The organism is Colwellia polaris, assembly GCF_002104515.1.
GTDB classification, from domain to species: domain Bacteria; phylum Pseudomonadota; class Gammaproteobacteria; order Enterobacterales; family Alteromonadaceae; genus Cognaticolwellia; species Cognaticolwellia polaris.
The window spans coordinates 80,956-101,584 of sequence record NZ_NBOE01000001.1 but is presented as its reverse complement, the minus strand read 5'-3'; the positions used below and the strand labels follow the sequence as shown (position 1 = coordinate 101,584).

16 protein-coding genes are annotated in these 20,629 nt (G+C 37.6%); 4 read left to right on the top strand and 12 right to left on the bottom strand.

What is annotated here, in order from left to right; genetic code table 11:
• The first annotated feature begins 69 nt into the window (after positions 1-69).
• Positions 70-732 (top strand): response regulator, encoded by a 663-nt coding sequence (locus B6A32_RS00440; RefSeq protein WP_101685888.1) that lies wholly within the window; start codon positions 70-72, stop codon positions 730-732.
• A gap of 35 nt (positions 733-767) precedes the next feature.
• Here B6A32_RS00440 and B6A32_RS00435 read toward each other — a convergent pair whose 3' ends face one another.
• The 5 genes from B6A32_RS00435 to trxA all read right to left on the bottom strand — a co-directional run bounded on the left by B6A32_RS00435 (position 768) and on the right by trxA (position 8,703).
• Positions 768-4,241: a PAS domain-containing hybrid sensor histidine kinase/response regulator gene (locus tag B6A32_RS00435; protein WP_085300800.1), complete on the bottom strand. Its 3,474-nt coding sequence runs from the start codon at positions 4,239-4,241 to the stop codon at positions 768-770.
• Positions 4,242-4,493: 252 nt separating this feature from the next.
• Positions 4,494-5,189, bottom strand: a complete 696-nt coding sequence (gene fre / locus B6A32_RS00430; RefSeq protein ID WP_085300799.1) for an NAD(P)H-flavin reductase — start codon at positions 5,187-5,189, stop codon at positions 4,494-4,496.
• Between the two features lie 46 nt (positions 5,190-5,235).
• On the bottom strand, positions 5,236-6,738 hold the full coding sequence (gene ubiD, locus B6A32_RS00425) for a 4-hydroxy-3-polyprenylbenzoate decarboxylase (protein WP_085300798.1): 1,503 nt from the start codon (positions 6,736-6,738) through the stop codon (positions 5,236-5,238).
• 189 nt (positions 6,739-6,927) lie between these two features.
• Positions 6,928-8,187: a transcription termination factor Rho gene (gene rho / locus B6A32_RS00420; protein WP_085300797.1), complete on the bottom strand. Its 1,260-nt coding sequence runs from the start codon at positions 8,185-8,187 to the stop codon at positions 6,928-6,930.
• Positions 8,188-8,376: 189 nt separating this feature from the next.
• Positions 8,377-8,703, bottom strand: coding sequence for a thioredoxin TrxA (trxA, locus tag B6A32_RS00415; protein ID WP_085300796.1), 327 nt, complete (start codon positions 8,701-8,703; stop codon positions 8,377-8,379).
• A gap of 222 nt (positions 8,704-8,925) precedes the next feature.
• Between trxA and rhlB the strand changes: the two genes are divergently transcribed.
• Positions 8,926-10,191 (top strand): ATP-dependent RNA helicase RhlB, encoded by a 1,266-nt coding sequence (gene rhlB / locus B6A32_RS00410; RefSeq protein WP_085300795.1) that lies wholly within the window; start codon positions 8,926-8,928, stop codon positions 10,189-10,191.
• Between the two features lie 3 nt (positions 10,192-10,194).
• On the top strand, positions 10,195-11,703 hold the full coding sequence (locus B6A32_RS00405) for a Ppx/GppA phosphatase family protein (protein WP_085300794.1): 1,509 nt from the start codon (positions 10,195-10,197) through the stop codon (positions 11,701-11,703).
• Positions 11,704-11,930: 227 nt separating this feature from the next.
• On the opposite strand, the gene hemB is transcribed toward B6A32_RS00405, so the two are convergent.
• The 6 genes from hemB to tatA form a co-directional block, all read right to left on the bottom strand.
• Positions 11,931-12,947, bottom strand: coding sequence for a porphobilinogen synthase (gene hemB / locus B6A32_RS00400; protein WP_085300793.1), 1,017 nt, complete (start codon positions 12,945-12,947; stop codon positions 11,931-11,933).
• Between the two features lie 100 nt (positions 12,948-13,047).
• On the bottom strand, positions 13,048-14,493 hold the full coding sequence (locus B6A32_RS19390) for a sensor domain-containing diguanylate cyclase (protein WP_085300792.1): 1,446 nt from the start codon (positions 14,491-14,493) through the stop codon (positions 13,048-13,050).
• The gene (locus tag B6A32_RS00390) at positions 14,486-15,280 is read right to left on the bottom strand and encodes a TatD family hydrolase (protein WP_085300791.1); all 795 of its coding nucleotides are present in this window, start codon (positions 15,278-15,280) and stop codon (positions 14,486-14,488) included. The genes B6A32_RS19390 and B6A32_RS00390 overlap by 8 nt, the downstream gene beginning before the upstream one ends.
• A 69-nt stretch (positions 15,281-15,349) precedes the next feature.
• Complete coding sequence (gene tatC / locus B6A32_RS00385) at positions 15,350-16,099, bottom strand: twin-arginine translocase subunit TatC (protein WP_085300790.1); 750 nt, start codon at positions 16,097-16,099, stop codon at positions 15,350-15,352.
• Positions 16,096-16,464, bottom strand: coding sequence for a Sec-independent protein translocase protein TatB (gene tatB, locus B6A32_RS00380; RefSeq protein WP_085300789.1), 369 nt, complete (start codon positions 16,462-16,464; stop codon positions 16,096-16,098). The genes tatC and tatB overlap by 4 nt, the downstream gene beginning before the upstream one ends.
• Positions 16,464-16,712, bottom strand: coding sequence for a Sec-independent protein translocase subunit TatA (tatA, locus tag B6A32_RS00375; protein WP_085300788.1), 249 nt, complete (start codon positions 16,710-16,712; stop codon positions 16,464-16,466). Before tatA ends, tatB begins: the two co-directional genes overlap by 1 nt.
• A gap of 100 nt (positions 16,713-16,812) precedes the next feature.
• Between tatA and B6A32_RS00370 the strand changes: the two genes are divergently transcribed.
• The gene (locus B6A32_RS00370; protein WP_085300787.1) at positions 16,813-17,787 is read left to right on the top strand and encodes a hypothetical protein; all 975 of its coding nucleotides are present in this window, start codon (positions 16,813-16,815) and stop codon (positions 17,785-17,787) included.
• A gap of 32 nt (positions 17,788-17,819) precedes the next feature.
• Here the strand turns inward: B6A32_RS00370 and B6A32_RS00365 are convergent, their stop codons facing one another.
• The gene (locus tag B6A32_RS00365; RefSeq protein WP_085300786.1) at positions 17,820-20,438 is read right to left on the bottom strand and encodes an EAL domain-containing protein; all 2,619 of its coding nucleotides are present in this window, start codon (positions 20,436-20,438) and stop codon (positions 17,820-17,822) included.
• Positions 20,439-20,629: the final 191 nt, after the last annotated feature.

Genomic DNA, 20,629 nt, shown 5'->3' with positions numbered 1-20,629 from the left:
ATTTAGCTAGATGTTTGATCGTAGCTTCTGTTATGTTATAGCGATATTTTGACGAGTAATTTAGATTTAATGACAACAAATATAAAAATAATAATAGCTGATGATCATCCGCTATTTAGAGGTGCAATTAAACGCACTATAGAAGATTTAGTCACGGTATTAGATCAAAATGTATCGGTTACTGAAGCTCAAAGTGTTGCTGAGGTGTATAGTGTTTTAGAGCACAATGATGATTTTGATTTAGTCTTGCTCGATGTTAATTTTCCGGGCACCAATGGCTTATCTGGGCTGGCTAATTTAAGAGGCTGTTTTCCGTTAGTGCCTATTGCTATGATCTCTGGGAATGACGCATCTGACATTATTGAGTTATCTCGCGAGCTTGGCGCTTGCGGTTTTCTCTCAAAAAGTGCAGCACCTGAAGCAATAGCTCAATCAATAACACACTTGCTCTCTGGTGAATATTGGTTTCCAAACTCTAGTTTAAACCCAAAAGATAATATTGGTCGAGAAATTGCCGAAGTGGCTGAAAAAGTGGCGAGCTTAACACCGCATCAATTTCGCATTTTTACCTTAGTTTGTGAAGGCCTACTGAATAAGCAAATTGCCTATGAACTGGGTATTTCAGAAAACACCGTAAAAACTCATATGAGTAATATTTTTGTTAAATTTAATGTTAGAAAACGTACTAACCTCATTGTGTTAGGTAATCTGTTAAATACCAGTAATAGCTAAGTGCATCTGGGGGATATATGTTGATCTGCTCTATTTTATTTACTCGAAATACGTGAAAGTGCAGCACGAAGCGCCAATGGTTTAATGGGTTTTTGCATAAACAAAAAGCCTAGCCCTTTACTTTCTGCTTTAACTTGTTCAGTTTGATCTGCCGAAATAACAATACACGGCACAGTTTTTCCCCAATACTTAAATAGTGTTTGTACAACCTCAATACCTGAGTCTTCGTTTTCTAGGTGATAATCAGCCAATATAACATCCGGCGCATTACTCGCGGATGTACTTGCTTTAGCTTCAGCTAAACTAGTTGCAGTAATCACATTATGATGCCATTTTCCAAGTAAAGAATGCATACCCTTAAGAATTTTCTCTTCATTGTCGATAGCCAAAATATTAAGTGAGGAATAGCTCAGTTTTTTATTACTTTTCGAATTTACATCTAGTAGAGGTTTTTCTATCTTGGCAGTACTCCCGCGTGGCACAGTTATTTTAAACCCTGAGCCTTTCCCAAAAATAGAATTAACTTCTATCGGTAAGTTAAGTAATAAACACAGGCGGTGAACTGTTGCAAGACCAAGTCCTGAACCCTCATCGTTTCCACTATGCCCAATACGTTTAAATTCTGTAAAAATATCTTTTGCGTCTTTTTCTAAAATACCAATTCCGGTATCCCATACCTCAATTTTTACACTATTTTTTGTTCGCCTACACCCTATAATTACTTTGCCTTTGTGGGTATACCGAAGAGCATTAGCCAGAAGATTTTGTAAAATTCGTAATAACAATTTGCTATCAGTTTGCACAATAAGATCACTGGCTTTCACGTGAAAATCGATATTTTTCTTGCGGGCTAATACACCAAAGTCATTTTGTAATAAATCAAATACTTGCTTAACAGGAAAATGACTAATTGTTGTTTTAACAACACCGGCATCAATTTTAGCAATATCAAACAACTCACTGATTAAGCTTTCGGCATTTTGCAAAGAGTCTGATAAATTATTAATTAAACTCGAAGGGTCTTTTGGTAAATCAATATGTTGCAGCGCAGTAACAAATAACCGAGCTGCGTTCAGTGGTTGAGCTAAATCATGACTCGCTGCCGCTAAAAATCGTATTTTACTTTGATTAGCCGCTTCAGCTTGAGACTTTGCGACACCTAAACGATGATTAATGTTAGTTAATTGTGTTGTACGCTGTGATACTCGCTGCTCTAATGTTTCATTAGATTCTTTTAAAGCGTCAACCATCAGTTGATAGCTTGTAATATCGGTGTAGGTTATAACATGGCCTTTACTGGGGATCGGCTCAACCCGAACCTCAATAACTTGTTGAGTAACTGATATTCTTTTGTACACATAAGATTGCTGACTGGTATATTTCTCTAGCTGCTCATTAATACGCTCTGCGACCTGCTGCTCTGACAATTTTTCCTGTTGTGCATTAAAACGTACTAACTCAGCAATCGGATTTCCTACATAAAATAAATTTTCAGGATACTCAAACAGCTCGATACAACGTTTATTCCAAGCGACCAAACGTTGGTTATTATCTATTACTGTAATGCCTTGGCTCATATTATCGATGCTACTTTGCAGTAATTCTCGACTAAATTTTAAAACATTCGAAGCTTCTTGCAGTAGTCGCTCAGTTGTATTTGTTTCGTCTGGAATATGGCGAGGAGCAAGAGTAATAATATGTTTGGCGGAAGACGGACCAATAATACCGGCCAATAATGATTCGGCAAATGTCACGGTTTCAACGTGAGCCATGTGTGAAAGACAAAAGCCACTGCCATGCTGATTACAATGCTGAAGTAGCGCTAGCTTTGCTTGTTCTTCTCCTAAAAATCGGCTAATTAAATGCAGTAATGATGCGTTAGAAAGACCATCGATATTTGTTTGTTCATTATCAGGTAAAGAATGCTTTTGAAAATAAAATGAAACAACAATAAAGACGAAAGTATTTAATCCTAAACTCCATAAAACACCATGGGTTAATGGGTCTAGAGTCGTAAAGTTGAATAAGGCTTCAGGGCGCAATTGCGACAAACCAAACAAACCATTTTGCAATAAGTCATGTGAGAACCAACCCGCTTCAACTAATGTTGGTGTTAACAGCGTATACGCCCAAATTATTGCCCCTGTTAAAACGCCAGCAATAACACCATATTTATGACGTTTAGGCCAATATAAAGCGCCGATCAGAATGGGGAAGAGTTGCACCAATAAAGTAATAGAGATTAAGCCCATAGCGCCAAGATTACCCGACGCTCCCACTAAACGATAAAATATATAAGCCATTAAAAGGATAACGACAATCGTACAGCGCCTAATTTTAAGCAACGAACTTCCCACTCCCGTTGTTTGTAAATGAAAACGTTTATGGCGAAGAAGAACGGGCATGATCATGTCATTACAAATCATGGTAGAAAGTGTGATAGTGGCAACAATTACCATGCTAGTGGCTGCAGATAAGCCCCCTAGATATGCAAGTAAAGCTAAACTTGATTGTTTTTCTGCTAATGGAATAGCCAAAAAAAACATCTCGGTATTCACAAACTTCGCCTGAAAGTAGATCATGCCGACAACGATCACTAAGAGTAAAAAAAATGAAAATATAATAGCGTAAGAAGGAAAGAACCATTGCGCCGTGTCTGCATCTGTTTGGTCATTACTTTCAACAACTAACAAATGAAATAACCAAGGTAAGCATACAATCGCAGCCATGCCTAAAATTACTGCGGTAAAGTAACCATTAGACTGCTTTGCAGAAAGTGCTTGTTGAATATTTTCGTTGTTAAGCGCCTGTATTAGCACATCGCTAGGGTTATTAAATAACTGATACGCCACAAACAAGCCAATGCCACACACTGATATCAATTTAACTAAAGACTCGAAAGCAACCGCTAACATTAAACCATTATGATGTTCGGTTAAGTCAACATGGCGAGTACCAAAAACAATGCTAAACACTGCCATTAATATGGTGACAATAGCGGTAGTATCTTGCCAACTAAACAAGCCATTTTTTTGCGCGTTGTTTAATGGAAAACCATCTAAAAATGGCGAAGATATAACATCGAAACTGGTTGAAATAGCCTCTAACTGCAGAGAAAGATAGGGCAAAGTTCCAATAATAACCACTGTTGTGATCAACAATGAAACCGTTTTAGAATTTTGATATTGCGCTGAGATAAAGCCAACAATAGAAGTGCTTCTACGTTGCTTTCCCAAAGTGATTAGCCGCTTAATAACCGGAATAGCAAAAGTAATACTTAATATAGCACCAATTGTAGTTGGGGGAATAAACCAACCATTATTTGCGGCCTGTGCAGAGGTTCCGTAAAAGCTCCAAGCAGTAAAAAATATCGGTAAGCAAAGTGCGACAATAATGGGTTTAAAGCGATGGTTCTTTTTATCTATAAACTTATCACCAAAATAGGCAATGCCAAATAAAATCAATAAATAAGCTAAAGATATTATTGAAATATTAACAACACTTAACATGTAATTTCATGCCCTATTAATTCAGGTGTAACTGACTATTTTTCTATAGTCTTCACATTTATACAGAACAGTAAAGACGTACTATAAATGAATAGTGCGACAACATGGCTAGTACTTTAGTACTACGGTGAGTGGTGTAATGCTTGCAGGACATAAAGAGGGCAGGTTAGAAGTTATTAAAGCTGATGTAAGGGTATTAAATATAATTTTTAATACCCTTAATTTTCAATATCCATGAAAAGCTTTTATATCTTAAATAAATGCAAAAGCATCGGCATACATCTGCTCTATTAGCGCGCCTTGTTCAACAAAATCACCTCTTACAGCCGCAACCATTTCAAATCGACCTGCTAAATAGATATCGTAATCGGCTAAATTTTTAACGTCTTCCATTACGGCTTTATGCACCATGCCTGAGCGGCCTTGCCAATCGGTATTTGGCGCTTCAATTACGGGAATAAATTTACCATTCGACAGTGTATTAATAATAGTAGCTGTTTGATCTAAGTCGTAACACGCACTTGAATCACGTAAGCCCCAATAAACAATAACTTCACGTTGTGATTGTTTTAATGCCAAATATTCAAACATAGATTTTATATAAGAAAACCCTGTTCCACCGGCAATCAACAATAGTGGGCGCTCACTTTCTTCACGCAACTGTGCGTTACCAAAAGGCATTTCAATCGTCACTTCAGTATTGGCTTTAATGTGTTCAATAACTTGCATTGGATAACTGTCTAAACCAGAAGCCCCAATTTGTAATTCAATAAGCTCAGCGCCTGGGGCACTCGCTATAGAAAAAGGGCGTTTGTCTTCGTCACTCATTACAAAATTTAAATATTGTCCGGCAGAGAAATCAACAGGCATGCTTGGCTTTAAAAGAGCCTTATAAACAAACTCCGTTAATGGTGTTAACGACACTACCTGACATGTGATCACTTTCATTTATTCTGTACCTTATTACTTCGTGCTTACTATATTAGTAGCATTATTAATTTGAATTATCAGTGCCGCTTGAGATATTAAGTTCGTCCCAAATATCATCCACTTGGTCTTTCACTGCTTGGGTCATTTCAATGGGTTCGCCCCATTCACGATTGGTTTCACCTGGCCATTTATTGGTCGCATCTAAGCCCATTTTTGAACCTAGGCCTGACACTGGTGAAGCGAAATCTAAATAATCTATTGGGGTGTTTTCAATTAACACTGTATCGCGACTTGGATCCATACGCGTCGTCATTGCCCATATTACGTCTTGCCAATCACGAGCATTAATATCATCGTCGCAAACTATAACAAATTTTGTGTACATAAATTGACGTAAAAAAGACCAAACCCCCATCATTACACGTTTAGCATGGCCAGCATATTGCTTTTTAATCGTAACAACGGCTAAACGATAAGAACAACCTTCTGGTGGCAAGTAAAAATCTTGAATTTCTGGAAACTGCTTTTGCAAAATCGGCACAAAGACTTCATTAAGTGCAACACCTAAAATAGCAGGCTCATCTGGTGGGCGTCCGGTATAAGTACTGTGATAAACAGGGTCTTTTCTGTGGGTAATATGAGTAACGGTCATGACAGGGAAACCGTCAACTTCATTATAGTAACCCGTATGATCACCATAAGGCCCTTCTGGTGCCATTTCATCGGGGTCAATATAACCTTCTAAAATAATCTCGGCTGTTGCCGGCACTTCTAGCTCGTTACTGATACATTTGGCAACTTCCGTTTTACTGCCGCGTAATAAACCCGCGAAAGCATATTCAGAAAGGGTGTCTGGCACTGGCGTAACCGCACCTAAAATGGTCGCTGGATCTGCGCCTAACGCAACAGCTACTGGATACTTTTCACCTGGAAAAGCTTTTTTAAATTCTTGAAAGTCTAATGCGCCACCACGGTGAGATAGCCAACGCATGATGACCTTATTGCGACCTAATAATTGATTACGATAAATACCCAAATTTTGTCGTGATTTATGCGGGCCTTTTGTAACGGTTAAACCCCAGGTAATCAAGGGAGCCACATCGCCTGGCCAACATTTTTGAATCGGCAGTTGAGTTAAATCAACCGCATCACCTTCAAGCACTACTTGTTGACATAACGGCTTTTTAATCACCTTAACAGGCATATTCAACACTTGTTTATACAAAGGTATTTTGCTTAATGCATCACGAAAACCCTTTGGTGGCTCAGGTTCTTTTAATGCCGCTAACAGTGTGCCGACATCACGCAAGGCTTTTACATTTTCTTGACCCATTGCCAACGCTACGCGCTCAGGAGTACCAAATAAATTGGTTAACACTGGCATACCGTGTGGCTGACCATTTTCGTCAACGGGATTTTCAAACAACAATGCTGGACCGGCTTGTCGCAAGGTACGGTCACTAATTTCTGTCATGGTTAAATCAGTAGAAATTGGCTGGCTAATACGCTTGAGTTGGCCTAATTTCTCTAACTGAGAGATAAAGTCTCTTAAATCACTGTATTTCATATTAGAATTTGATGAAAAATTTGTCTTACATTATAACGGTAGAAAGCCTAAATTCCCTAATCGATAGCGGTATCAAGTGAATAATTTTTCATTTAACGTTTCTAGTCGCATTTTTACTGGCCAAAATTTTATTAAGTACATAAAAAATGCCAGCTAATTGCTGGCATTTTTCAAATATAAATAACTGGCTTATTGGCGTTTCATTGAATCAAAAAACTCATCATTCGTTTTAGTCATCGCTAATTTATCAATCATGAATTCCATGGCGTCAATTTCACCCATTTCATGAACGATTTTACGTAATATCCACATTTTTTGTAACTCGTCTGGCTTAGTTAATAGCTCTTCACGACGCGTACCACTGCGGTTAAAGTGAATAGCAGGGAAAACACGTTTTTCAGCAATTTTGCGTGAAAGGTGTAATTCCATATTACCTGTACCTTTAAACTCTTCGTAGATAACTTCATCCATTTTAGAGCCAGTATCAACAAGCGCTGTAGCAATAATCGTTAAGCTACCGCCTTCTTCAATGTTACGTGCTGCACCGAAAAAGCGTTTTGGACGATGTAAAGCGTTAGCGTCTACACCACCGGTTAATATTTTTCCTGACGATGGAATTACTGTGTTATAAGCTCGTGCTAAGCGAGTAATTGAATCAAGTAAAATCACCACGTCTTTTTTATGCTCAACTAAACGTTTTGCTTTTTCAATAACCATTTCAGCTACTTGAACATGGCGATTCGCTGGTTCGTCAAAAGTAGAAGCAATGACTTCACCCTTAACTAAGCGCTGCATTTCGGTAACTTCTTCCGGGCGCTCATCAATCAGTAACACCATTAACTCAGCTTCAGGATGGTTATGGGCAATACTTTGAGCAATGTTTTGTAATAACAATGTTTTACCGGCTTTCGGCGGTGCAACAATTAATCCACGTTGACCCATACCAATTGGCGATGCTAAATCTAATACACGTGCGGTGATATCTTCAGTCGAGCCATTGCCACGTTCCATTGTTAAACGGTCAGTAGGATGAATTGGTGTAAGGTTTTCAAAAAGGATTTTATTGCGAGAGTTTTCAGGGCGGTCGAAGTTTACTTCATTAACTTTCAAGAGAGCAAAATAACGTTCGCCGTCTTTTGGTGGGCGAATTTTACCTGTAATGGTATCGCCTGTTCGCATACTAAATCGACGTATTTGGCTTGGTGATACATATATATCATCAGGTCCAGCTAAATAGGAAGAGTCTGCAGAGCGTAAAAACCCAAAGCCGTCTTGTAGAATTTCTAAAACACCGCTGCCAAAAATATCTTCCCCGCTTTTAGCATGGGCTTTTAATATAGCAAATATAATGTCTTGTTTGCGGTTACGAGCTAAATGCTCTAGTTTCATTGATTCTGCGAGTTTAACCAGTTGGCTAATCGACTTTTCTTTAAGTTCGTTAAGATTCATATTGGGGGTTCTTAAACTATTTAGGTTCTTATGCTGTGCCGTTTGGCAATTTAGGATGTTTGAATATGGTTTTTTTGAAATGTTCTTTCGTTAGAAAGTTAAATTTAGCATTAAAAAGCAAACCAGTAAAGGATCACTTAATTGATCTTAAAATAAATAATAAAAAGGTCCGAATTATCGGACCTTTTTTTATAAATTGTTATCAATAAACTCTTTTAATTGCGTTTTTGATAAAGCGCCAACTTTCGTGTCGGCAACCGCACCATCTTTAAATAGTAACAAGGTAGGAATACCACGAATACCATATTTAGGTGGGGTGTTTGAGTTTTGATCAATGTTTAATTTGCCGACTGTTATTTTACCAGCATACTCTTCAGCTACATCATTTAACAATGGCGCGATCATTTTACATGGTCCACACCACTCAGCCCAAAAATCAACTAGAACCAAGCCTGATGCATTGATTACATCAGTGTCAAAACTATCATCAGTTAACTGAACAATTTTATCGCTCATTTATATCTCCAAAAAAAGGTGGCCTATTGCCAATGGGTTAAGATTATACCTTCATCAAAATTAATTACCATCAATCGTATATAACAGTTATAGGTAATAAATTTAAATCACATATAACAGTAATGGGCATTTAAATTAAAAAATCAACTAAAGCTATCATTTTATTGTCGCTTTTATGTGAATCTAATTTTTATTAATAGCTTAAGGTGTTAAGCTAGCGGTATGAAAAAAACACACTTAACAGAAATAAAGTTCTCGGAACTTAAGCTCGAGCCTACCGTTGTTAGCGGCCTCGAATCTATGGGCTTTGAATATTGCACTGCAATTCAAGCAAAGTCTTTACCTATACTGATGACAGGCAAAGATATTGCCGGTCAAGCACAAACCGGCGAAGGTAAAACCATTGCCTTTTTAGCCGCAACATTCCATCATTTATTACAGAAAAAAAATGTTAGCCACAATCAACCACGCGCCTTAATTATGGCGCCAACACGTGAGCTTGCTATTCAAATTCACCGCGATGCTATCGCAATGGCAAAAAGCACAGGTTTACGCCTAGGATGTGTTTATGGTGGTGAAGGTTACGAAAGCCAACGTTTAGAACTTGAACAAGGTGTAGATATTTTAATTGGCACTTGTGGCCGCTTACTTGATTACTTAAAACAAGGCATTTATAACCTCAATAATATTGAAGTTGTAGTGCTTGATGAAGCTGATCGTATGTTCGATTTAGGCTTTATTAAAGATATTCGTTACATGTTTAACAAAATGCCTGCAGCAACTGAGCGTTTGAGCATGCTTTATTCTGCAACCTTATCTTTTCGTGTTAAAGAGTTAGCTTTTGAACACATGAACGAACCTGACAGCGTTGAAGTAGAACCTGATCAAAAAACTAATATTCGCATAACAGAAGAGCTATTTTACCCTTCTAATGAAGATAAAATGCGCTTACTACAAACCTTAATTGAAGAAGATTGGCCTGATAAAGCGATTATTTTTGCCAACACTAAACATGTTTGTGAAAAAATTCACGCGCACTTAGAAGCAGATAAAATTCGTGTTGGCATGCTTACTGGCGATGTTATTCAAAAGAAACGTTTGAAAATTTTGGAGCAGTTTACCGCTGGCCAATTAGACGTTTTAGTGGCTACTGATGTAGCAGCACGTGGCTTGCATATTCCAGCCGTTACGCATGTATTTAACTACGATTTACCTGATGATTGTGAAGATTATGTTCATCGTATAGGTAGAACGGGTCGTGCTGGTGCTACAGGTCATGCTATTAGTTTAGCCTGTGAACAATATGTGTTTAATTTACCAGCCATTGAAACCTATATTGAACATGCCTTGCCTGTAAGTAAATATGATCACGATGCATTATTGACCGATCTACCTCGACCTAAGCCTCGTCAACGTCGTCATAAGCCTCATAATGGTGGCCAAAACCGCAGTCGTAGTTCTGGCAATAGGCCTCAAAGGAACAGTTAGTTGATGTCGACCACTTCCCTGGAGCTTTTATCACCTCTATATGCTGTGGTCGATTTAGGCTCTAATAGCTTCCATATGTTAATTACTCGACAACTTGCCGATAGCGTGCAAGTTGTTGATAAAATCAAGCGTAAAGTTCGACTCGCTGCTGGCTTAGATACTAACAATATATTATCTGAGCAAACGATGGCAAAAGGCTTAGAATGCTTACGTTTTTTTGCTGAACACTTACAAGACATCCCTCAAAAAAATATTCGTATTGTTGCTACCGCCACTTTAAGGTTAGCAAAAAATCGCGACGAGTTTATTGCTAAAGCTGAAGCAGTGTTAGGGCATCCTGTTAACTTACTAAGCGGTATTGAAGAAGCTGAACATATATATCTTGGTGTTGCTCATACCAGTTTAAGTGCTGACAAACGTTTGGTTTTAGATATTGGCGGTGCTAGTACAGAACTTATTGTTGGTCGAGGCTTCAAGGTTAAAAAGGCCCATAGCCTTAATCTTGGTTGTGTGACTTATAACCAGCAATACTTTCCTCATGGCGAGTTATCAAACGAACACTTTAACCAAGCGATTTGTGCTGCTGAGCTTATTATTGCGCCAATAAAAAATGAATTTTGTGATATTGGCTGGCAATGTGTTCTTGGTGGCTCGGGTACCATGCAAGCGTTAGCGGAAATGCTAATTTATCAGCATAAGCCAAGTGTTATTTCGCTAGAGTTTCTCTATCAGGTTAAAGCGCAAATATTGCATTTTAATCAAATTGACAAGATTAACTTAGCAGGGTTATCTAGCGAAAGGAGCCCAGTTATTGCTAGTGGCTTAGCTATTTTAATTGCCTTATTTCAACAATTGTCGATTAAAGAGTTAACACTTTCTAGTGGTGCATTACGCGAAGGCTTGTTATACGAAATGCTACCAGAGCAAAGCACTTCTAACATTCGCCAAAGAACCATTACAGCATTGAGCCAACGTTTTCATATTGATCAGCGGCATGCTAATAGCGTAAAACGTCAGATAGAAACGCTTTATTTACAGCTTAAATCTATTTGGGATTTACCTGATGGTAATGCGCTTGCACTTTTACTAGCTAGTGCTGACTTGCATGAAATAGGCTTATTACTAGAGTACAAGCACCATCAGCAACATAGTGCCTATATTTTAGCTCATGCTGACTTAGCGGGTTTTAATCAATCAGAGCGGCAACTACTGGTCAGTTTGGTCACCTTGTATAAAGGAGATATCAATTTAGCCCTTATTGAACAGCAATCAGCTATTGATGATCAAACCGCTAAAAAATTATTAATTATTCTGCGCTTAGCAGTAAAATTATGTCGTCACCGCAATGATCAGACATTACCCGACTATGCTGTATCGCTAAATGATAAGTGTTTGCAGCTTAGTTTGCCGCAGCAATGGTTGTTACAACACACGCTCATTCATGATGAATTTGCGCAAGAGAATGAACACATTGCCATACTTGGTTATAGCCTGGAGCTCGATAAAGTATAGATTAGATTTTAGATATAGTTTAGCTATAAACACAGATGAATAATGGAGAAGCCCGTGGTGAATAATTTATGTTTAACGCTTATATATTAATTATCAAATAGCGCACCACACTTACATTTCTGGCACTAGATTAAATAAAATTAAAATTCACACATAAAAAGCCGTAATAAATATTTATCACGGCCATTCTCTTTCTTTATTTTTCACGCCTGAAATAACTCAGCGTTTTAGCTTGTTTGTTCTGCTTTTAACCAGCGCGCCACTTGTTTTGCAAAATAGGTTAATATACCGTCGGCTCCTGCACGTTTAAAGGCGAGTAAACCTTCCATTACGCAAGGTTTTTCAGCTAACCAGCCGTTTTGAATAGCTGCCATATGCATGGCATATTCACCACTTACTTGATAAGCATAGGTTGGCACTTGAAAATTATCTTTCACTCGGCGAACTATATCTAAATATGGCATGCCTGGCTTAATCATTACCATATCAGCGCCTTCATAAATATCTTGGGCGACTTCATGCAGTGCTTCATTACTGTTGGCAGGATCCATTTGGTAAGAGAACTTATTGCCCCCTTTAATGTTGCCTGCCGAACCTACCGCATCGCGAAACGGGCCATAGTAACTTGAAGCATACTTGGCTGAATAAGCCAGTATTTTAGTATTAACATAGTGGTGTTTTTCTAATGTTTCACGAATTGCAGCGATACGGCCATCCATCATATCTGATGGTGCAACGATATCGGCACCTGCTTGGGCATGAGACAAGGCTTGCTTCACTAAAATATCTTTTGTTATATCGTTTAAAACATATCCTTGTTCATCAATAATGCCATCTTGTCCATGGGTTGTGAAAGGGTCTAAGGCAACATCGGTGATCACCCCTAAACGAGGAAACTTGGCCTTTATTGCACGAACAGTGCGCTGAGCTAAACCATCAGGATTATAGGCTTCTTCTGCTAACAATGACTTTTTATCTGCAGGTGTTACCGGAAAAATAGCGATAGCAGGTATGCCTAAGTCGGTTAACTCTTCACACTCTGCCAATAGTAAATCGATACTTTTGCGCTCAACTCCTGGCATCGATTCAATAGTTTCACATTGGTTTTCACCTTCTAAAACAAAAACGGGATAGATTAAATCATTAACCGTCAATTGATGCTCTGACATTAAACGTCGTGAAAAACTATCAGAGCGCATGCGGCGCATTCGACGGGCAGGATATTGACCAAAAACGTTGTTCATACTCTTTCCTATAACAATGTAAATTCTATTCAAACAAAAATGTAATATACGACGATATGCATTAGGAGCTATCTTAAGCCGTCATTTGATTTCAACTGTATTACCGTGGCTGGGTTGATCTTTCTATTGGTATGACTTGCACTTGATCCCGGCCTGCTTGTTTTGCTTTATAAAGTGCTTTATCTACGTAATCAAAAATAATTTCTGGTGTGATCTCTTTCTCTTGCTGATAAGTTGTAACACCACAACTTACAGATAATGTAATGATGTTTTCATTGCTATAAACCTGTTGTTGCCTAACACTCTGACATATCTCTTGTGCAAGTGCTAAAGCACCTTGAGCATCGGTTTCGGGTAAAATTAAACAAAACTCTTCCCCACCATATCTACAGCCAACATCTGAGCTTCGACGCAGTAAAGATTTAATCATACCTGCAACTTCGACAATGCATTTATCGCCAGCCAAATGGCCAAAGTTATCATTAACACGCTTAAAGTGATCTATATCTACGAGAATAAGACTTAACGGTGTTAAATTGCGACGACTACGTCTAAATTCAGCCACTATTTTTTGATCATAATAACGTCGATTATATAGCCCAGATAGCTCATCAAGCGTATTTTTTTCTTTTAATTCTTGATTAACAACTTCTAACTCTTGTAACGCTATATTTAACTCTAAAGTCCGTTCTTGCACGCGGCTTTCTAATTGCTCTTGGCTTTCATCTTGTAATCTTGATATTTCTTTTTGTGCTATTTCTGAAGCTTTTATGCTTGAAAGTGCTTGTTGTTGAGCTAACTTTTCATCACGTAATTGACAGTAATATTTATGCCCCATCAAATAAGTCGCCATAATAGCCATCACCCAAAAGGCGAGCATATCAAAACAATTTATAACGTATGAAGAGAAGCCGAGGTAGTACAACATAAAAGCTAAAAGATTAAAGCTTAATTGTATCATCAGAATTGGTGAAAATATTGAGAGTAAATCAAGGTCAATGGCTTTTTCGTATCTGAAAATATACAACAAAGCGAGTAAGCTTATTGAGGTTGGTATTTGTGTTAATAGCCAAGTGTTACTGGGGTGGGTAATAAAACTTAAGGGCACACTCAGAGCTATAATAATAGATAAGCGCAGTAACAGTTGATAGCTTTTATGCTTATTTTTTTTTAAGGAAAATAACTTAATTGTAAAAATAAAAAACAGAATGTTAGCGCTACTGGCAAGCAACACACTCTCAGCATTAAGAAAATAGGGGTTACTAGTTAAAAGTACGAGTAAAGAAGCGCCACCAGCAACTAAAATACCTAATGACTTTACAGCAAAAAATAACGCCAACATTGCCATGCTATAGCTTCGTGAAGCTCTAGCCCATGTAAGGCACATAAGAATTAATATTAAACTACTGCCGATAAAAACATGCTGGCCATGTAATTGAAAAGTAAAGTCTGTTTTTGTTAATACACGTGCGCCTTGAGCCACCACATTAAAGGAGCAAAATATGATTATAAAATAAATAACTAAACGGCTAATTAGGTTATACATTGCTAGTGCTTATACTAAAAAATGTTTCTGAATTAAGCGTAGTTTGTTTAATTATATCTTGCTCGCTAAAAGGCATTAATTCAGCCAAAGTCTTAATAATATAAGGTAAATAGCTAGGTTCGTTACGGCTACTTTTAGGCTTTGGTCGAATGTTTCTTGGTGTTAAATAAGGCGCATCCGTTTCAATCATTAGACGATCTAATGGAATTAAAGAAACAATATCACGAAGCTCTTGTCCTCTTCGTTCATCACATAACCAGCCTGTTATACCTATATACATACCAGCGGCTAAACATTGCTCTAACTCTTTTTTATTTCCGGTAAAGCAATGAGAAACCATAGCAGGAACTTTAGAAAAGTATGGCGTTAGTATTTCAAACCAAGGCTCAAAAGCATCTCTTTGATGCAAAAACAAAGGTAATTGCAGCTCTGAAGCTAACTTTACTTGCTCTAAAAAAACTCTTTTTTGGTTCTCTACCGTTGAGAAATTACGATTAAAATCTAATCCGCATTCACCAATGGCCTTCACACATTTATTGTTGGCTAAAACCGTTAATTGCTCTTGAAAATTTATCGCTGCGTTATCGGCATCATGCGGGTGAATACCAACAGTACTATGTAAATACTCAGGGTATTGCTGACAAAGGCTTATAGCTTGCTTACTTTCTTCAACACTGGTGCCTGTAACCACTATCGCGCTAACATTTGCCCGCTGGGCACGTATAAGCATTTCACTTCGATCTTTATCAAAGCGCGTGTTGGTTAAATTCACACCGATATCAATCAAGAGTAAACTCTTTACTTTTAGCTAGAACACTCAAAAAATATGCTTTTATCTTAGTCGAACTTTGAGGCATTATTTTTCATCCGTCGTGTCTTCTTCTTCTTTATAATAAAGCGAAGCGATAATAATGCCTAACTCGAATAGCAACAGCATTGGCACTGCCAGCATTGTTTGAGAAATAATATCTGGTGGCGTAAGTAGCATACCAATAATAAATGCACCTACAACAATATAAGGGCGTTTAGTGCGTAAACTGTCAGGCGTTGTTACACCAGTCCAACATAAAAGAATGATAGCAATTGGGATTTCAAATGCGGCCCCAAAAGCAAAAAAAAGTTTTAAGACAAAATCTAAATAACTACTAATATCAGTTGCTATAGTTACGCCATCAGGAGCGACTGATGAAAAAAATGTAAAAGCTACTGGAAATACAATGTAGTAAGCAAATGCAATTCCACCATAAAACAATAATGTACTACCAACCATTAAAGGCGCAATTAAACGCTTTTCATTTTTATATAAACCAGGCGCAATAAAAGACCAAATTTGATATAAAATGTAAGGCATAGTAATAAATATTGATAAAACTATTGTCAGTTTAAAAGGCGTAAAAAAAGGTGATGCTACATCAGTTGCGATCATCTGCGTGCCTTCTGGCATTACTGCCAAAAGTGGTTGAGCAACATATTGGTAAATATCTTGAGCGAAATATATTAACGCACAAAACACCACAAGAACACCCAATACAGCATGTAATAGCCGTGTTCTCAGCTCTAACAAGTGATCGAATAACGTATAGTTTTGTTTAGCAGCTGAACTCATTTAACCTGCTTTTCATCTTTATTATCATTTAGCTTTTCAATTTCATCATTAGACTTTATTGACTGTTCAGCTGTCTGATAGGGGTTATTAACCATTTCTGCCGCTTCTTTTAGAGACTTAACTGAAGCCTCTAACTCTGGCGACAAATCTTTCATGCCTGCTTGTTCAGCTTTTTTTAGGTTGGCATGCAACTCTTGAATGCGAAGTTCTTCCGTAAGTTCGTTTTTAACGCCCTCACTAAAGCCTCGAATACTCGCGATCCAACCACGTACAGTTCGAATTGCAACGGGTAATCGCTCAGGACCAAGTACAACTAAGCCAATAATAGCGATTAATAATAATTCCCAAAAGCCGATATCAAACATTAGACTTTATCTTTCTCTTTTTCATCAACGCTATGCTTGCTTGCTGTGCTATCACCTAAACTATCACCTTGAGCAGAGTCAGTTTCTGACGATTGCTCTTTTTTAGCCGGTTCATCTGATACTGCGCCTTTAAAACCCTTAATAGCTGAACCTAAATCAGTGCCTAAATTACGTAATTTTTTAGTGCCAAATAACAACACAACAATCACTGCAATAATTAATAATTGCCAAATACTTATACCGCCCATAAAAAACTCCTATAATTTAATTGAATTCATTATAAAGTTTATAGAAATAAAATCACCAACTGATATGCTAAATGACGAGGTAAAACAAAATTTGATAAGAATGAATTGTAAAAAACCATGTTATTGGCAGATATGCTTCGTATTTTTTTACTTTGCATTTGCAAATTCAGCATTAGCTTTCACTACAGAAGAAGAAAAAGCACAGGTTGAACAAAAAGATGATCACTGGATGCAAGGATTGCATGAAACGGTTTCAGATACCGTTTATCAATCTGCACAATGGTTTGATAGTTTTTTTATCGCAAATGATAGTGAAGAACAACAAAGCCCTACTACAACCGCAAAAATTCGCTTTGCTTGGCTACCCAAAAGTCGTGACTGGAGCGAGGTAAAAACACGTTTTCGCGTACGTGTTAAATTGCCGCATTTACAAGACAGAGTTAGCCTAGTGTTATCAGATGAAGCTGATGATGAGCTCAATAACTTGCCTTTAGAGTCAGCAAACACGAAATCTAGCATTGAAGAAGAAAAATTTTCTTTAGCATTAAACTACACTCAAGAAAAAAAAGAAGATCGTTTAATGAACTATCGAGTAGGTATTTCAGGAGGCGACATATTTGTTAGAGCAAGACATAAACGCCGACTCAACTTGAGCCCTACACAAAGTTTTCTAGTTGAACCATCAGTTTATTATTTTCTCGACGAAGGCCTAGGGACAAAGCTTTTATTGGAATATGACTACCAAATCAGTAAAAAATCTCAATTTCGTATTAATTATAGTATTCGAGGCTCAGCAGAGTTTAGTGGCATTAGGTGGAAGCACGGCTTTTATAAATTACATCAAATTAACGATACCACAGCATCAGTAATCAGCTTACAAGTAGAAGGTGAACGAAATGGCGCTAGAGGGTTTTTCGTTGATAACTATACTTTAGGTTATCGATATCGCTTTAATGCACTTCGAGATTGGTTATTTTTTGAAATCGAACCTTTTTTGGAGTTTCCAGAGGAAAAAAACTATAGAACAACTCCTGGCATTGCATTGCGTATAGAAGGTTTTTTTCATAAAGGCTAAAGTTTGGATATTACCCGCTGCTATACCCGTTACTATGCTCGATGCATAGCAACGACATTACTTTGAACGATATCTTTTTCTATTTTTCCAGGTCGGCTGATATGATATCCCTGACCAAATTCGCAACCAACATTTTGTAATTTCTTTAACATCACTTCCGACTCAATGCCTTCAGCAACTAAGCGATAACCAAATTTAGTGCCTAGTTCATGTAATGCTTTTACTAATGAAAGGTTTTTATCACTTTGGTTTATCGTTCGAATAAAGCTACGGTCAAGCTTAATAAACTCAAAAGGGTAGTTATGTAAAAAATTAAACGAAGACAAGCCTGCACCATAATCATCTAAAGCTAACTTTACACCAAATTCTTTCAGTTTTCGTAGCCCCTTAAGCGCTAATTCGGTATGACGAGCAAACGCAGACTCGTTAAACTCTAAAATAAGTCGTTCTGGCTCGATAGTATTATGGCTGATGAGTCCCATAAGTTTTGTTAATTGATTTGCTTGAATTAAATGCCGTCCTGATAGGTTAATCCCAACATAAGCATTTTCATATTCTTTAGATTTTTTCCACATTTTTAATTGTATGCAAACTTCTTCAATAACCCAGGTTTCTATTTCTAAAATCATACCCGTTTCTTCTGCCATAAAAAGAAACTCGCTAGGTGTTAATAAGCCTTTAGTCGGATGCTTCCAACGTAAAAGCACTTCAAAACCCAAAATTTTAGTGGACGTTAAGTCTGATATTTTTTGATAATGTAGCTCAAACTGTTTACTTTTTATTGCCTGCCTAAGCTCTTGCTCAAGCGTCATACTCGCAATAATTTTTTCTCGCATACTATCATCAAAGAAAACATAACGACCGCGGCCTAAACTTTTAGCCTGATACATTGCCGCATCGGCATCTCGTAATATTTCATCAGCATCTTTATAGCTAATACGACTTTGAGCAATCCCTATGCTAGCATTTGAATATAACGTATGACCTTCTAATTCAAAAGGTTGTGCAATGGAAGTAATTATACGTGTAGCAATTTCTTCCATATCATCAGGAGACTGCAACGAATCAAGCAGCACGACAAATTCATCGCCGCCTAACCTCGCCAAAATGTCATTATCGCGAACACAATCTTGTAATCTACGGGCAATTTCAATTAGGAATTGATCACCTGCATGATGGCCTAAGGTGTCATTAATCATTTTAAATCGATCTAAATCGATAAATAAAACCGCAAATCTATGATGAGGGTGACGTTTTAGGTGACGAATGGCATAGGTTAATCGATCTGAAAACATCGCTCGATTAGGCAGCTCGGTTAGGCCATCGTGATGCGCCTCATGGTATAAACGTGCTTCAGCTTTGCGTCTTTCTTCGATTTGCATGCGTAAATTTAAATTAGTCGCTTGTAGCTCTTCAGTTCGTTTATTTATCATTTTCTCAAGAGCTTCATGACTTTGTAGCGCTTGTTGCTGAACTTTTTTTCGTAAAATTTCTATCGAGATATGGTGACTAACAAAACGAAGAAGCTCAAGATCTTTACTCTGATAGGCACTTTTATCTTGATAATGTTGAATGGCAATAACCCCAAAAACTTCACCTTGGTCACATAATGGTGCAGCTAAAAACGCCTGAGGCAGTTTATCTTCAGGATAAGGTTGAGTAAATGCAGATTGGGTTACTTCACCTTGCTCCGCTAACGTATAAACGATTCTGTCTCTCAACAGTATGGGTTTTCTCGCTCTTATAGTGATCTCTGAAAGACCATCACTCAGTGTGCGTGTTTTCGGTTGTTTGGATTGTTCATTGCAATAATAGGGAAACGCTAATTGGCTTTTATCATCAGATAATAATGCAATATAAAAATTTTTTGCTGGCAATAATTTACTAATTTCAAGATGCAACGCTTGATAAAATTCATCTATAGCATAAGATTTAGCGGTTAGTTCAGAAATATTCAGCAAGACTTGATGTGTTTTAACCGCTTGCTGTCTCTCAGCAATTTCACGCTGTAACTGCTGGTTAGTTTGCGTTAACACTAATGTGCGTTGCTCAATGCTCGACTCTAGCAATTCTCGGCTACGAACCCGATCGATTGCCGTGACTAAATGTTCGGCAATACCTTCTAAAATTTGGCAATCTTTTGCTGAAAAGCTTAATGCTTCATCATAACTTTGTAAGGCTATAACACCAATAACTTGCTGATTTCTTTTGAGCGGTACACCTAACCAGTCTTTAAACTCAGAGTCATATAAAATTATTTCATCAGCATTTGCTAATACTCTTCGTTTATTCGCAGAGCAATGTAATTTCTGTTGACGCATCACCACTAAGCCTGAAAGACTTTTTTGCCAATGGGTTAAATCAACTTGCTCGCACAAGCCTTTTTCTAATGGGTTATGGCAATGAGTTAACTTTAATTCATTAGAAGAGTTCAAAAGAGCAATATGAAAACTATCAGTCACTAATAGGGTTTTAATTACGGATTCAAGCGCATTATAAAACGCATCCATATCAGTTACAGCACTGGCCAACTCAGACAGTTGCAATAAAGCTGATTGCATAGTTTTATTTTGACGATATTTATTAAGTAACCGCTTTAACCTAGGAAGTTGACGTACCGCTAGTGTAGTTTCCGTCGTCGGCAATTCCATTTGGAAATTCCATTTTATTATTAGTATTATTTTTATACGGTTAGTCTAACAAAATAAATTTGATAAGCTAGACCTAAGCGCAATTTATTCAATGTCACTTATCTCATAACCCATGAACTGACTGACACAAGTCAAAACATTAACAGCGCAACCTTAAATCACTTAAGCGCTAGCCCAAGTAATACAAGACT

Bases quoted from the DNA above. Each gene is read 5' to 3' on its own strand.
- tatB (WP_085300789.1), bottom strand. From the start codon at position 16,464: ATGTTTGATATCGGCTTTTGGGAATTATTATTAATCGCTATTATTGGC.
- B6A32_RS00435 (WP_085300800.1), bottom strand. From the start codon at position 4,241: ATGTTAAGTGTTGTTAATATTTCAATAATATCTTTAGCTTATTTATTG.
- tatA (WP_085300788.1), bottom strand. From the start codon at position 16,712: ATGGGCGGTATAAGTATTTGGCAATTATTAATTATTGCAGTGATTGTT.
- B6A32_RS00440 (WP_101685888.1), top strand. From the start codon at position 70: ATGACAACAAATATAAAAATAATAATAGCTGATGATCATCCGCTATTT.
- B6A32_RS00370 (WP_085300787.1), top strand. From the start codon at position 16,813: ATGAATTGTAAAAAACCATGTTATTGGCAGATATGCTTCGTATTTTTT.
- B6A32_RS00365 (WP_085300786.1), bottom strand. From the start codon at position 20,438: ATGGAATTGCCGACGACGGAAACTACACTAGCGGTACGTCAACTTCCT.
- B6A32_RS19390 (WP_085300792.1), bottom strand. From the start codon at position 14,493: ATGTATAACCTAATTAGCCGTTTAGTTATTTATTTTATAATCATATTT.
- ubiD (WP_085300798.1), bottom strand. From the start codon at position 6,738: ATGAAATACAGTGATTTAAGAGACTTTATCTCTCAGTTAGAGAAATTA.
- trxA (WP_085300796.1), bottom strand. From the start codon at position 8,703: ATGAGCGATAAAATTGTTCAGTTAACTGATGATAGTTTTGACACTGAT.
- tatC (WP_085300790.1), bottom strand. From the start codon at position 16,099: ATGAGTTCAGCTGCTAAACAAAACTATACGTTATTCGATCACTTGTTA.
- hemB (WP_085300793.1), bottom strand. From the start codon at position 12,947: ATGAACAACGTTTTTGGTCAATATCCTGCCCGTCGAATGCGCCGCATG.
- B6A32_RS00405 (WP_085300794.1), top strand. From the start codon at position 10,195: ATGTCGACCACTTCCCTGGAGCTTTTATCACCTCTATATGCTGTGGTC.
- rho (WP_085300797.1), bottom strand. From the start codon at position 8,187: ATGAATCTTAACGAACTTAAAGAAAAGTCGATTAGCCAACTGGTTAAA.
- rhlB (WP_085300795.1), top strand. From the start codon at position 8,926: ATGAAAAAAACACACTTAACAGAAATAAAGTTCTCGGAACTTAAGCTC.
- fre (WP_085300799.1), bottom strand. From the start codon at position 5,189: ATGAAAGTGATCACATGTCAGGTAGTGTCGTTAACACCATTAACGGAG.